At 71.4% G+C, this 13,799-nt stretch carries 12 protein-coding genes; 5 read left to right on the forward strand and 7 right to left on the reverse strand.

All coding sequences use genetic code 11. The annotated features are described in order from the left end of the window. Positions 1 to 148 precede the first annotated feature (148 nt). From FB465_RS27735 to FB465_RS27745, 3 genes are all read right to left on the reverse strand, one after another. Complete coding sequence (locus FB465_RS27735) at positions 149 to 844, reverse strand: response regulator transcription factor (RefSeq protein ID WP_211785871.1); 696 nt, start codon at positions 842 to 844, stop codon at positions 149 to 151. A gap of 61 nt (positions 845 to 905) precedes the next feature. Next, complete coding sequence (locus FB465_RS27740; RefSeq protein ID WP_145794855.1) at positions 906 to 1,139, reverse strand: hypothetical protein; 234 nt, start codon at positions 1,137 to 1,139, stop codon at positions 906 to 908. Between the two features lie 273 nt (positions 1,140 to 1,412). Continuing rightward, entirely contained in the window at positions 1,413 to 1,736 is a 324-nt protein-coding gene (locus FB465_RS27745; protein WP_145794857.1) for a hypothetical protein, read from the reverse strand. Positions 1,737 to 2,041: 305 nt separating this feature from the next. On the opposite strand from FB465_RS27745, the gene FB465_RS27750 reads away from it, so the two are divergent. Beyond that, positions 2,042 to 3,052, forward strand: coding sequence for a LuxR C-terminal-related transcriptional regulator (locus FB465_RS27750; RefSeq protein ID WP_246192869.1), 1,011 nt, complete (start codon positions 2,042 to 2,044; stop codon positions 3,050 to 3,052). Positions 3,053 to 3,065: 13 nt separating this feature from the next. On the opposite strand, the gene FB465_RS27755 is transcribed toward FB465_RS27750, so the two are convergent. From FB465_RS27755 to FB465_RS27770, 4 genes are all read right to left on the reverse strand, one after another. Beyond that, positions 3,066 to 3,929 carry an Fpg/Nei family DNA glycosylase gene (locus tag FB465_RS27755; protein WP_145794862.1) on the reverse strand — a complete coding sequence of 288 codons (864 nt, stop codon included), beginning with the start codon at positions 3,927 to 3,929 and terminating at the stop codon, positions 3,066 to 3,068. A 49-nt stretch (positions 3,930 to 3,978) separates the two neighbouring features. Continuing rightward, complete coding sequence (locus FB465_RS27760; RefSeq protein ID WP_145794863.1) at positions 3,979 to 5,010, reverse strand: LacI family DNA-binding transcriptional regulator; 1,032 nt, start codon at positions 5,008 to 5,010, stop codon at positions 3,979 to 3,981. 58 nt (positions 5,011 to 5,068) lie between these two features. After that, positions 5,069 to 7,609: a discoidin domain-containing protein gene (locus FB465_RS27765; protein WP_145797636.1), complete on the reverse strand. Its 2,541-nt coding sequence runs from the start codon at positions 7,607 to 7,609 to the stop codon at positions 5,069 to 5,071. 355 nt (positions 7,610 to 7,964) lie between these two features. After that, positions 7,965 to 9,203, reverse strand: a complete 1,239-nt coding sequence (locus FB465_RS27770) for an ROK family transcriptional regulator (protein WP_145794865.1) — start codon at positions 9,201 to 9,203, stop codon at positions 7,965 to 7,967. A gap of 140 nt (positions 9,204 to 9,343) precedes the next feature. Here FB465_RS27770 and FB465_RS27775 point away from each other — a divergent pair, with 140 nt between their 5' ends. From FB465_RS27775 to FB465_RS27790, 4 genes are read left to right on the forward strand one after another with little or no spacing between them, the layout of a single operon-like run. Beyond that, a complete protein-coding gene (locus FB465_RS27775) occupies positions 9,344 to 10,660 on the forward strand; it encodes an ABC transporter substrate-binding protein (protein ID WP_145794867.1) in 1,317 nt (438 codons plus the stop codon). A 1-nt stretch (position 10,661) separates the two neighbouring features. Beyond that, a complete protein-coding gene (locus tag FB465_RS27780; RefSeq protein WP_145794870.1) occupies positions 10,662 to 11,576 on the forward strand; it encodes a carbohydrate ABC transporter permease in 915 nt (304 codons plus the stop codon). Further along, positions 11,569 to 12,411, forward strand: coding sequence for a carbohydrate ABC transporter permease (locus FB465_RS27785; protein ID WP_145794872.1), 843 nt, complete (start codon positions 11,569 to 11,571; stop codon positions 12,409 to 12,411). The genes FB465_RS27780 and FB465_RS27785 overlap by 8 nt, the downstream gene beginning before the upstream one ends. 29 nt (positions 12,412 to 12,440) lie before the next feature. Continuing rightward, positions 12,441 to 13,793 carry a GH1 family beta-glucosidase gene (locus FB465_RS27790; RefSeq protein WP_145797637.1) on the forward strand — a complete coding sequence of 451 codons (1,353 nt, stop codon included), beginning with the start codon at positions 12,441 to 12,443 and terminating at the stop codon, positions 13,791 to 13,793. Positions 13,794 to 13,799: the final 6 nt, after the last annotated feature.

Genomic DNA, 13,799 nt, shown 5'->3' on the forward strand with positions numbered 1-13,799 from the left:
CTGCTTCGGCAGCGGGGTAGCCACAGGGGCGCGGGGAACTGCGCGAAGCGGAAGGGCGCAGGTCGTCGCCTTCCGATCTCGCGCAGTTCCCCGCGCCCCTGGACAGTGCAACTGGCTGCGCTGCCTACCTCCTGGCGGACGCTCTTGGTCAGAGCCAGCCGCGCTCTCGGGCGATCCGGATCGCGTCGCAGCGGTTGCGGGCCCGGGTCTTGGCGATCACGGCGGAGACGTAGTTGCGGACCGTGCCCTGGGAGAGCGAGAGGGTGGCGGCGACCTCGCCGATGGTGCTGCCCTCGGCGATGTGCCCCAGCACGGTCAGCTCCCTCGGGGTCAGCGTCGTACCACCGGTGCGCACCACGTCCACCACCAGGCTGGGGTCGTAGACCCTTCCGCCGCGGGCGAGTTCGCGCACCGCGGAGATCAGCGGCCCGGGCGCCACGGTCTTGAGCAGGACGCCCGCCACGCCGTCCGCCAGCGCCCGCTGGAGGTCCGTGGTCCTCGGGAGTCCGGTCAGCAGCAGCACGGCGGTGTCCGGCGACCCGTCCCGGATCAGCCGTGCGGTGGCCAGGCCGCCGGGCCCGGGCACGTCCAGGTCGACCACGGCGACGGCGGGCCTGGTGCTCGCCGCCTCGGCGGCGGCCTCCTCCCCGCTGCCGGTCTCCGCGACCACGGCGAGATCGTTCTCCCGGTCGAGCAGAGCGCCCAGGCCGGAGCGGAACAGCTGATGCCCGTCGGCCAGCAGGATCCGGGTGGGTGCGGGGCGGGCTGTGGTGATCGGCGGCGCGGGGCGGGCTGTGGTGATCGGCGGCGCGGGGCGGAGCGGGCGGTCCAGGGCGGTGGTCATCCGTTCACCTCGGGGCTGGGCGGGCGGTCAACTGGTCGAGATCGCTTGCGCGTCGGCGCTGTCAGCCCCAGCCCCAGGTGTCCTGGTGGGTGGTGGGCGAGGGGGTCGGGGTGGGGGTGTTCGCGGGGCCGGGGACGGGCGCAGGACCGGTGACGCCGGACTCGTCGGCCAGGACGGTGACCGCTCGCCCGGCGGAGCCGGCAGAGAGGTCGAGCTCGGCGGCCGTGGTGGCGGCGGTGCCGAGGATGCCACAGGCGAGAGCGACAATCGTGATGAAACGGACCTTCTTCAGCATGGAGATGCCCGATCCTCTCGTGTTCGGCTGAGCCCCGGGCTGCGGTCGGGGCGCGCTGGCGGCCGGCGGGAGAGCGGGGTGTGATCCGTACCGCGGCCCCTCGGGGGCTGCTTCCGCGGTTTCTCGGGTCCGCCGTTCTGCCGACACCATGAGAGTGGCGCGGGGGCCGGTCGCCTGTCAGCACCTGGAGCTGGCACCACAGTGCCGTGACACTCTGAGGCCAGCTCGGTCTGAACCACCACAACCGGCCTGAGCTGCAGGGCAGTCAGGGGCTCAGGGCTGGACGTGCTCCTCGTGCAGGCCCAGCGCGATCCACGAGTCCGCCTCGCAGTGCCCGACCCGCCAGCCCGCCAGCTCCGCGCCCTGCGCGGTCAGTTGGTCCATGGCGAGAGCGAGCCGTCGCTCGGCCGCGAACAGGCCGGCGGCCACCACGAACACCACGGCTTCCACGACCTCGTCCCGCTCGCGGATCCGGGCGTGACCGAGCCTGGCCTGCGGTTGGAGCGACCTTCCCAGGCCCGCCAGCAGCGCGGGCGCGACCGGATCGGCCGACGGCGGACCGCCGCGCCACTCCAGCCGGACCCGAATCGCATACATCCCATCAGCGTGGCGCATCCGGGCGGGAGCGTGCGGGCGCAGGTGGTGTCACATCTGCGCACGGCAGGAAGATGCCAGGCCCCGTCCGGCAACCCACCTGGGAGCCTTCACAGTTCATCCATTTTGCGACAGCCCGGCACGCAAAAGTGTTCTATACGTGCTTGAGTGTCGCTACAGTGACACTCTGTCAGATGCACCGGTGCCCGGTCGCGGGAGGGCGTGATGTGGACAACATCCCAGGTGAGCTGTCCCCGCTGGATGCAGTTACCGGCACCGGGCGGAGCGGAATCTCGGAGGGGCGGACGGTGACCGGAGCGCGACCTGTCGGCCTGGACGCATTCGGTGAAGCGGTCTACCGCACCATGCTCCTGCACCCGGACTACGACACCCGCGCCATAGCGGACCAACTGGCCAGCACCGAGGCCGAGGTGCGCTCGGCGCTGGACCGTCTGGCGGACCTCGCACTGACCCGGCCGACCGGCAGCGCCGACCGCTGGCGGGCCGTCAACCCGGAGCAGGGCCTGGCGGCACTGCTGGCCCTCCAGGAGGCGGAAGCCGCCCGCCGCCAGCAGGAGATCGAGCGCAGCCGCGCCGCGATGGCCGGCCTGATCGCCGAGTACGCCAGCGCCCACGCCCCGGCCAACCAGCCCGGCATCGAGTTGCTCGGCAGCCTGGACCAGGTGCGCGACCGGCTCACCGAGCTTGCCACCGAGGCCGCCGCCGAGGTGCTCTCCTTCGCACCGGGCGGCCCGCAGCCGGCCCAGGTGATGGAGGCCAGCCGCGCCCTGGACCAGGAGTCCCTCGAACGCGGCGTGCGGATGCGTACGGTCTACCAGGACAGCGTCCGCAACGACCCTGCCACCGTCCAGTACGCCCGCTGGCTGCACGGCCTCGGCGGCAGCGTCCGGACGGTACCCACCCTCCCGCTGCGGATGATCCTGGTCGACAACGCCACCGCGATCGTCCCGATCGACCCCGAGGACCCGCGCAAGGGCGCCGTCCTGCTGCACAGTCCGGGCGTGATCGCCGCCCTGCGTGCCCTCTTCGACCAGGTCTGGGATCAGGCCAGACCCCTCGGTGAGACCGTCCAGCGAAACCCGCACGGTCTCACCGCCCAGGAACGCCAGCTGCTGCGCCTGCTCGCCGAAGGGCTGACCGACGAGCGCGCCGGGCAGCGGCTCGGGGTCTCGCTGCGCACCGTGCGCCGCATGATGGCCGACCTGATGGTCCGGATGGACGCCCGCAGCCGCTTCCAGGCGGGCATCCAGGTCGCCGCGCTCGGCTGGCTCGGCGGAGCCGAGGGCGTGCTCAAGTAGCTTGAAAAAGCCGTCACTTCAGCAGGCGTGACAGCCTGCGGTCGGCCAGCACACGGCCGCCGGTCTGGCAGGTCGGGCAGTACTGGAGCGACTTGTCCGCGAAGACGACGGACCGGACGGTGTCCCCGCAGCGCGGGCAGGCCTCGCCGGCCCGGCCGTGCACGGCGAGGCCCGCCTTCTTCTCGGCCTTGAGCGCGTCGGCCGTAGCGGTCCTGGCATGCTCCAGCGCGGAGCCGAGCGTCTCCCGGACGGCGGTGAACAGCCGGGCGCCCTGTCCCTCGGTGAGGGCCGAGGCCATCGCGTACGGCGAGAGCCTGGCCGCGTGCAGGATCTCGTCCGAGTAGGCGTTGCCGATCCCGGCCAGGACGGCCTGGTCGGTGAGGAAGGTCTTCAGCCGCCGGCGGGCCGTGGAGGCCAGTTCGGCGAGCACCTCCGGGGTGAAGGCGTCGGACAGCGGGTCCGTACCCAGCCGGGCGACGCCCGGGATCAGCTGCGGGTCGCGGACCACGTACGCGGCCAGCCGCTTGGTGGTGCCCTGCTCGGTGACGTCGAAGCCGGTGCCGTCGTCGAGGACGATCCGCAGGGCCAGCGGCCCCCGCCCCGCGCTGGGCTTGCGGACCGTGAAGGAGGCGCGGTGCCGGATCCACCCCGCCCGGGCCAGGTGCACCACCAGGTGGAGGCCGTCGACGGTCCGCAGGTCGAGGAACTTCCCGTACCGGCCGACGCCCTCGACGGCTTGGCCGTGGAGGGCGCTCACCGGCGGGTCGAAGGTCTTGAGGACCTGGATGGAGAGCACGTCGACGTGGTCGATGGTGCGGCCGGCGCAGTCTGCGGTCATGCGCTCGGCCAGGGCTTGGACCTCGGGCAGCTCCGGCACACCGCCAGTCTCGCAGCGTCGGCGCCGCGTCGGCCACCTGGAGGGAGCGTCAGGCGGACTCCCGGACGACCAGCTCGGGCTCGAAGATGACCGAGGCCGGGCGGCGGTCCGGGTCCGAGACGTGGTCGAGCAGGATCCGGGTCATCTCGGCGGCCATCGCCTCGACCGGCTGGCGGACGGTGGTCAGCCGGGGCCGGCCCGCGGTGGCCGCACTGCTGTCGTCGAAGCCGACCACCGCGACATCCTCCGGCACCCGGCGGCCGTGGTCCTGCAGCGCGCCCAGCGCGCCCTGGGCCATCAGATCGTTGGCGGCGAAGACACCGTCCAGCTCCGGGTGCTCGGTGAGCAGCCGCTGCATCGCCTGCTCTCCGCCTACGCGCGTGAAGTCGCCCTCGGCGCACGGGACATAGGGGTGCCCGTGGCGGGCCATGGCCTCGCGGAACCCGGCCAGCCGGTCCTGGCCGGCCGGCAGGGTGGACGGTCCGGCGATCGTCACCACCCGGCGGCGGCCCCGGGCGGCCAGGTGGTCCGCGGCCAGCCGCGCGCCGTCCTGGTTGGCGAGGTCGACGTAACCGAGGGGCAGGGGACGGGCCGGGCGGCCGAAGAGCACGGCGGGCAGCCCGGCCTGGAGGAGCAGGGCGGGCAGCGGGTCCTCGGCGTGGGTGGAGACGAGCAGCGCCCCGTCGGCGTTGCCCTGGCGCAGGTAGGCCACCACCTGGTCCCGGGCGCCGTCGTCGTCGGCGAGCATCAGGACGGGGTGCACGCCGAGCGGCCGGAGCGTGGTGAGGACGCCGCTGACCACCCGTCCGAAGAAGGGGTCGGTGAACAGCTCGGGCCCGTCCCCGCACGCCCCCGAGACCACCAGGGTGACGGCGCCCGCTCGCCGGGTGACCAGCGAGCGGGCGGCGCTGTTCGGGACGTAGCCGGTCGCGGCGACGGCCTGCCGTACGGTCTCCTGGATGGCGGGGTCGACGTTGCGGACGCCGTTGACGACCCGGGAGACCGTGGAGCGGGACACTCCGGCCACCCTGGCGACGTCCTCCAGGGTGGCGGGCCGGTGGGCCGCAGGCAGGCGGGTCATGACGGCTTTTATAGCACGTCGGAGAGCGCTCCACCTGCGGCCCTGGCAAGGGTGCTTCCTACGGGTACGAGACCACCGTCGACGGAGTGGTCGACGTGCCCGAGGTGGGCGGGCCCACGTTGTTGATCACGTGGTCGAACTGGCCGTTGCCGCCCAGCGAGACCACCAGCAGGTCGTGGAACTTCACCCCCGGCCGGTTCGGTGCCTCGAAGCCGTGGTCCATCCTGATGGTCGGGTCGACGTTGTAGTAGCAGTAGCTGCCCAGGCCCCAGCCCTCGTGGGTGGTCACCGAGTCGTCGACCTTGTAGGCGGCGAAGCCCTTGGTGCTGCCGTTCTGCACGGCGGCCTGGTTCGGCGCGTCGTACGACTTCTCGTTCTGGAAGAAGACGGTCCTGCCGCGCTCGCCCGACCACTCGACGTCGTACTTCTTGAAGTGCTCGACGAACAGGCCGGTCGCCAGCACGTCGTCGCCGTGGACGACGAACCCGTAGTCGGACGGGTTCACGTTCCAGCCCACGCCGTCGCCGTGGTCGGCGCGCCAGATCCAGGTGTGGTCGACGACGGTGTCATCGCTGTTGACCACCACGGCGGTGGTGGCGGAACCGGGGCCGGCGCCGCCGATCCGCACGAAGACGTCCTGGACGGTGGTCGGGTCCGCCGAGTGGTCCGCAGCGGCGTTGTCCGGGCCGACCTGAAGCAGCACGGGGGAGTTGACCGCGCCGGCGTCGATCAGGAAGCCGGCCAGCCGCACGCCGTCCACGTCGGCGACCGTCATCGCCGTCACACCGTTGTCCGGGACGATCGTGGCCAGGCCCAGTCCCAGCACGACGGTGTCGGGACGGGTGACGTTGATCGTCTGGTCGACGTGGTAGACGCCGGGCGTGAAGAGCAGGTTGAGCCCCTGCGCCAGCGCCGCGTTGATGGCCGCCGAAGTGGCCCCGGGCTTCACCACGTAGAACTGGCTGAGCGGGATCGAGCTGCCCTGCGGCGCTCCGTTGCCCCAGCTGGGGCCGCTCGCGTTGGTCCGCTTTGCGGGGGCGAAGACCTTGTAGTCGCTGCCGTCCAGGTAGAGGAAGGGCTTCTCGCGGGAGACCGGGGTGGTGTCCAGCGTGGTGTACGGCGGGTTCGGGAAGCTCTGGGCGGGGGCGCCCTGGACACCCGAGAAGACCATGTTCCACACGCCGTTGGTCCAGCCGCCGACCGAGCTGTCGCGGGTGTACCACTGCTGCTGCGAGTACGGGCCGACGGTGCCGTCGATCCGGCTGTCGGCGATGTAGCCGCCGCTGGCCCAACCGTAGCCGGAGGGCGCCAGGTTGAGACCGCCCTTGACGTGCATCCGGCGGAACGGCGCGGCCTGGGCGACGGCCCAGCGGTCGGTACCGCTGACCGGGTTCAGCGCCAGGTTCTCGGCCGAACGCCAGAAGTTCTGGGTGGCGTTGCCGTTGAACCAGCCGGCGTCCACGGTGACATCGCCGTTGAAGGTGGTGTCGTCGGGCGACAGTCCGAGGCCCGCGATCGAGGTGTAGAAGCCGATGTTGGCGTTGATGTTGTTGTAGGTGCCGGGCTTGAACAGCAGCGCGTAACGGCCGCTGCCGAACTGCGCCGCCTCCTGCTGCTGGAAGACCTGGTCCAGCTTGGCCTGGATGCCGGGCGTGGACGGGTCGAAGACGAGCACGTTCGGGCCGAGGTCGCCGCCGCCGGTGACCGGCGGGACACCGGTACCTCCGGTGTGGACCTGGAACTCCCAGAGCGAGTAGCCCCAAGCGGTGCCCCGGGCCGTGCCGTTGATCCGGACGTAGCGCCCGGAGCCGGTGAGGTTGACGGTCTCGGTGCCGCCGGTACCGGTCGTGGTGGAGTAGGCGGTGGTCCAGTTGGCCCCGTCGTCGGAGAGCTGGATCTGGTACGCCTTGCCGTACGCCGTCTCCCAGGTGAGCACGACCTGGCAGACGGACTGGACGGAGCCGAGGTCGACCTGGAGCCACTGCGGGTCGCTCGCGGCGCTGGACCAGCGGGTGCCGGTGTTGCCGTCCACGGCGTACGCGGCGGGCGTGCCGCCGTTCTCGGTGGAGGAGGCGGTGGCGGGCCTGCCCTGCGCGGCGTCGGCACTGCCGCAGGCCGTACCGCCGAGGGTGCCGAAGACCTGGAACTCCCAGAGGGAGTAGCCGTAGACCGTGTGGCGGTGCACGCCGTTGAAGCGGACGTAGCGGCCGGTGCCGGAGACGTTCAGCGTCTCGGTGCCGCCGGTACCGGTGCTGGTGGAGTAGATCGTGGTCCAGGTGGCGCCGTCCTCGGAGGTCTGGATCTGGTACGCATCGGCGTACGCGGCCTCCCAGTTGAGCACCACCTTGCTGATCGCGGCACTGGCGCCGAGGTCGACCTGGAGCCACTGGGCGTCGGTGGCGGCGCTGGACCAGCGGGTGCCGGTGTTGCCGTCCACGGCGTACGCGGCGGGCGTGCCGCCGTTCTCGGTGGAGGAGGCGGTGACCTGCCTGCCCTGTGAGAGCAGGGTGTCGGCGGCGTGCGCGGAGGTCGGCGGGCCGGCCAGGACGAGACCGGCGAGCAGGGCCGCGGCGCAGAGTGCGGCCGGGCCGCGCCGCATGCTTCCGGGGCCGGAGCGTGTTGAGGTGAGCCTCACGGGCTTCTCCTGCGGGTGGGGTGGGTGGAGTACTGCGGTGGGGCGCGGACTCGGGACTCCGGTGCAGGCGGGGTCATCGGCCGGACCGGTGCGCGGCGCAGGCGCACCGGGGCATGGCAGGGCCGGGTAGGGATTCCGGCGGCTCGGCGCCGGTGGTCGGGAGAGCGCTCCCCCAGGGAGTCTCGGGGCCGTTCTTCGCGGGTGTCAAGCCCTTGACCGGGAGTTCCTCGTCGGCTCAACTCGACCCGTCGACAGTGGGGTTGAGTCCCCATCGGCTCCGTTCGACGGTGCATCACCGCAGCTCGGGGCCAGGGTTTCGTCAACGAATGGCCCGGGCCTCCGGTGCGCGCTCCGGCGCCTCGCCGCCCGAGTCGAGGAAGCGCGCCAGCGGGAGGGTGGCCGCGCCGACCGTGACGGCGTCCGGGCCCAGCCGGCCCAGCTCGATCGAGGTCTGGGCACACGGGAAACGCAGTGCGTACGCGGCCGCGGCCTCCCGGACCGCCGGCAGCAGCCGGGGGCCGATCAGCAGGCCGGCCCAGCCGCCGATCACGATCCGCTCGGGGTTGAACAGGTTGATCAGGTCGGCGATCCCCGCCCCGAGGTACTCGGCGGTCTCCCGGAGCAGTTCGGCCGCCGCCGGGTCCTCGTCCGCGGCCGAGAGCAGGGCCGCGATCCCGGCCTTCTCGCTGCTCCCGGGCGGTGCGCCGCCCCAGCGCTCCAGCAGGGCCTCCGCCCCGACATACGCCTCCAGGCAGCCGCGGGCCCCGCAGCGGCAGAGCCGGCCGCCGATCTGCAGCTTGGTGTGGCCCCACTCGCCGGCGCTGCTGGTGGCGCCCCGGAACGGTGCGCCGTCGGCGATCACGCAGGCGCCGACACCGGAGCCGATCAGGGCGACCACGGCGTTGTCGACGCCCTGCCCAGCCCCGAACCACATCTCGGCCCGGCCCAGCGTCTTGGCGCCGTTGTCGACGTAGAGCGGCAGATCGGTGCCGGCCCGCAGCAGGCGGCCGAGCGGGACGGCGTCCCAGCCGATGGTCTGGCCGTGGACGACGATGCCGTAACCGTTCTCGGCCGGATCGCCCTGCTCCACGATGCCCGGGACGCCGACCCCGACGCCCAGCACACTGCCGCGGTCGATGCCGGTCGCCGCCAGCACCTCGGTCAGTCCGGTCAGGATCGACTCCACCACGTGGTCGACGTCGTGCCCGCTGTCGGACAACGGGTGGTCACTGGCGGCGAGTTCGGTCAGCGTCAGGTCGAAGAGCGCGACCCGGACCTGGGTCTCGCCGACGTCCACCCCGACCAGGTGGCCGTGCCCGGCCGCCACCCGGAGCAGGATGCGGGGCCGCCCGCCGTCCGACTCGACCGAGCCGGCCTCCTCGACCAGCCCGTCCGCGATCAGCTCGCCGACCACGTTGCTGATGGACCCTGCGCTCAGACCGGTGCTCTGCCCGAGCTCCTGTCTGCTGAGCGGACCTTCGAAATACAGCTTGCGCAGCAGTACCGACCGGCTGCCTCGCCGCAGGTCACGGACGGTCTGCTTGCCTCGCTCTGCCATGGGGGCTCCCTCCTGGGTCCGAATCTATCGCTGCGCGAAGTCTTGACGCCAGCTTTTCTCACACGTTAAATCACGGCCTGAAGTAAGCCTGTGGGCTGAGAACTTCGACATCCACCCAGACCCCTGAGAGGGGACCGGTCATGCGCACCAACCGGATTGCCGCCGCCACCGCCCTGGTCGCCGCGCTCACTCTCACCGCCACCGCCTGCGGAGGCGGCTCCAGCAGCTCCGGCTCCGGCGACAACAGCAGCCCCAGGACGCTCACGTACTGGGCCAGCAACCAGGGCACCAGCCTGGACAACGACAAGCAGGTGCTGGAGCCCGAGCTGAGAAAGTTCGAACAGCAGACCGGCATCAAGGTCAGGCTGGAGGTCGTCCCCTGGTCCGACCTGCTCAACCGGATCCTCGCCGCCACCGCCTCCGGCCAGGGCCCGGACGTGCTCAACATCGGCAACACCTGGTCCGCCTCACTGCAGGCCACCGGCGCGCTGCTGCCCTTCGACGAGGCGACGTTCGCCAAGATCGGCGGCAAGGACCGCTTCCTGCCGTCCACCATCGCCTCGGCCGGCGCCGCGGGCAAGGACCCGGCCGCCGTGCCGCTCTACTCGCTCGCGTACGGCCTGTACTACAACAAGAAGCTCTTCCAGCAGCCCGGCATCGCAACCCCGCCGGCCACCTGGGACGAGCTGGTCGCCGACGGCAAGAAGCTGACCAAGGACGGCAAGTACGGCCTGGCCGTCGAGGGCGGCAACGTCTCGGAGAACGTCCACCACGCCTTCGTCCTCGGCAAGCAGCACGGCGCCGACTTCTTCGACGCCGCCGGCAAGCCGAGGTTCGACAGCCCGGAGGCCGTCGCGGCGGTGAAGCAGTACGTCGACCTCATCGCCAAGGACAGGATCGCCGCGCCCGGCAACGCCGAGTACTCCGCCAACCAGTCGGTCACCGACTTCGCCGGTGGCAAGGCCGCGATGCTGATGTGGCAGGCCGCCGGCACCTCGCTCAAGGCTCACGGCATGAACCCCGAGGACTACGGCGTCGCCCCCGTCCCGCTCCCGGCCGGTGCCACCGGCGGGAAGGCCGTCACCTCGATGGTCGCCGGCATCAATCTCTCGGTCTTCAGGAACACCAAGAACCTCGACGGCTCGCTGCAGTTCGTGAAGTTCATGACCAGCACCGAGGAGCAGAAGATCCTCAACGGCACCTACGGCTCGCTCCCGCCGGTCAAGGACGCCCAGAGCGACGCGGCCTTCTCCACCCCGGAGCTCAAGGTGCTCTCCAACGTCCTCGGCTCCAGCGCCGCGGCGCTCCCGCAGGTCGCCAACGAGAGCCAGTTCGAGACCCTGGTCGGCACCGCGGTCAAGAGCCTCCTCGCCGCCGCGGCAGCCGGCAAGGCGGTCACCGACGACACCGTCAAGGCCGAACTCACCAAGGCCCAGCAGCAGATGCCGGCGTCCTGAGGTGGGGAAGCGACTGGCCCGCATCGGGCTGCCCTACCTGCTCCTGCTCCCCGCCCTCGCGCTGGAGCTGCTGATCCACCTGGTGCCCATGGTGGTCGGCATCGTGATGAGCTTCAAACAGCTCACCCAGTTCTTCATCCGGGACTGGTCGGCCGCACCCTGGACCGGCCTGGGGAACTACCGCATGTCGGTGGACATCAACGCCCCGGTCGGCCGGTCGCTGCTGAACTCGTTCTGGGTGACCTGCGCGTTCACCCTGCTGGCCGTCGGGCTCTCCTGCCTGCTCGGCACCACGGCCGCTATCCTGATGCAGGACACCTTCCGCGGCAGGGGGCTGCTCCGCGCAGCCTTCCTGCTGCCCTACGCCCTGCCGGTCTACGCGGCCGTCATCACCTGGTCGTTCATGTTCCAGCGGGACACCGGCCTGGTCAACCACGTGCTGCACGACCAGCTCCACCTCACCTCCGACCGCCCGTTCTGGCTGCTCGGCGACAACAGCTTCACGGCACTCGTGACCGTCTCGGTCTGGCGCTCCTGGCCGTTCGCCTTCCTGACCCTGACGGCCGGGCTGCAGAACATCCCGCGCGAGCTCTACGAGGCCGCGGCGATGGACGGGGCCGGCATCTGGCAGCAGATCCGCCGGATCACCCTGCCCGCGCTGCGGCCGGTGAACCAGGTGCTGGTGCTGGTCCTGTTCCTCTGGACGTTCAACGACTTCAACACCCCGTACGTCCTGTTCGGGAAGTCCGCGCCCGAGGCGGCCGACCTCATCTCCATCCACATCTACCAATCCTCCTTCGTCACCTGGAACTTCGGCGCCGGCTCGGCCATGTCGGTCCTGCTCCTGCTGTTCCTGCTGCTGGTGACGGCGGTCTACCTCTTCCTCACCTCGCGCCGGAGGGACGCCGATGCTTAGGCCCCCTCCTTCCTTCCGGTGGACCAGGCGGATCCTGCTCACGCTGCTGTCGGTCTTCACGCTCACGCCGGTGTTCGTGATGCTCAGTTCCTCGCTGAAGCCGCTGCAGGACGTCCAGGGCCCGTTCCGCTGGATCCCCAGCGGGATCACCCTGCGCCCCTACCTGGACATCTGGAAGACCGTCCCGCTCGCCAAGTACTTCGTCAACTCGCTCATCGTGTCGGTGAGTTCGACGGTCTGCTCGGTGCTGATCGCGATCCTCGCGGCGTACGCGGTCAGCCGTTACCGCTTCCGGGGCCGGCGGCTGTTCACCGTCACCGTGCTCTCCACCCAGATGTTCCCCGGCATCCTCTTCCTGCTCCCGCTGTTCCTCATCTTCGTCAACATCGGCAACTCCACCGGCGTGGCCCTCTACGGCAGCCGGGGCGGGCTGATCCTCACCTACCTGACCTTCTCGCTGCCCTTCTCCATCTGGATGCTGGTCGGCTACTTCGACTCCATCCCGCGCGATCTCGACGAGGCCGCGCTGGTGGACGGTTGCAGCCCGGTCGGCACGCTGCTGCGGATCGTCGTCCCGGCCGCCGTGCCCGGGATCGTCGCTGTCAGCGTGTACTCCTTCATGACCGCCTGGGGCGAGGTGCTCTTCGCCTCGGTGATGACCAACGACACCACCCGCACCCTGGCCGTCGGCCTGCAGGGGTACTCCACCCAGACCGACGTGTACTGGAACCAGGTGATGGCCGCCTCACTGGTCGTCAGCGTGCCGGTGGTGGCCGGCTTCCTCCTGCTGCAGCGCTACCTGGTCGCCGGACTGACCGCAGGAGCCGTCAAGTGACCCGAGTGACCCCCGTCGAAAGGCATGCCGTGGACGACCTCAGCGCTCTCCCCGACGACTTCGTCTGGGGCGCGGCCACCGCCGCGTACCAGATCGAGGGCGCGGTGGGCGAAGGCGGCCGAGCGCCCTCCATCTGGGACACCTTCTCCCACACCCCGGGGGCGGTCGACAACGGCGACACCGGCGACGAGGCCTGCGACCACTACCACCGCTGGCCCGAGGACATTGCGCTGATGCGGCAACTCGGCCTGGGCGCCTACCGGTTCTCGATCGCCTGGCCGCGCGTGGTCCCCGAGGCCGACGGCCGGGTCAACCCGGCGGGGCTGGCCTTCTACGACCGGCTCACCGACGCCCTCCTCGAGGCCGGGATCACCCCCTTCGCCACCCTCTACCACTGGGACCTCCCACAGGCCCAGCAGGACCGCGGCGGCTGGCCCGAGCGCGCGACCGCCGAGCGCTTCGGCGAGTACGCGGCCGTGGTCGCCGACCGCCTCGCCGACCGGATCACCGACTGGACCACCCTCAACGAGCCGCTCTGCTCCGCCTGGATCGGCCACCTGGAAGGGAGGATGGCGCCCGGCCTGACCGATCTGACCGCCGCTGTCCGCGCCTCCTACCACCTGCACCTCGGCCACGGCCTCGCCGTCCAGGCCCTGCGGGCCGCCAACCCGAGGGTCAGGGTGGGCATCGTCAACAACCTCAGCCCGTGCGAGCCGGCCACCGACAGCGAGGCCGACCGCGCCGCCGCCCGGCGCGCCGACGGCCACACCAACCGCTGGTGGCTGGACCCGATCCACGGGCGCGGCTACCCCGAGGACATGACCCAGCTGTACGGGGTCGACCTGCCGGTCCGGGGCGGCGACCTGGCGACCATCGCCACCCCGCTGGACTGGCTCGGCCTCAACTACTACTTCCGCTTCGTGGTCGCCGACGACCCGTCCGGCGCCGCCCCGTACATCCGCCAGGTCCCCGGGCCAGGCCCGCGCCGTACCGCGATGGACTGGGAGGTGCACGGCGACGGCCTGGAGCAGCTGCTGCTGCGTCTCACCGACGACTACGGCGCCCGGCGGATCCACGTCACCGAGAACGGCTCGGCCTACCACGACACCGTCGCCCCGGACGGCCGGGTGCACGACCCCGAGCGCACCGCCTACCTGGAGGAGCACCTCGCCGCCTGCGCCCGCGCCGTCAAGCAGGGCGCCCCGCTGGCCGGGTACTTCGCCTGGTCGCTGATGGACAACTTCGAGTGGGCGTACGGCTACGACAAGCGCTTCGGCCTGGTCCACGTCGACTACCCGACCCAGCGCCGTACCATCAAGACCAGCGGCCGCCGCTACGCCGAACTGATCGCCGCCCACCGCTCCCGTACCGGCGGCGCCTGACACCGA

The sequence above is a fragment of the Kitasatospora atroaurantiaca genome (genome assembly GCF_007828955.1).
Lineage (GTDB): Bacteria > Actinomycetota > Actinomycetes > Streptomycetales > Streptomycetaceae > Kitasatospora > Kitasatospora atroaurantiaca.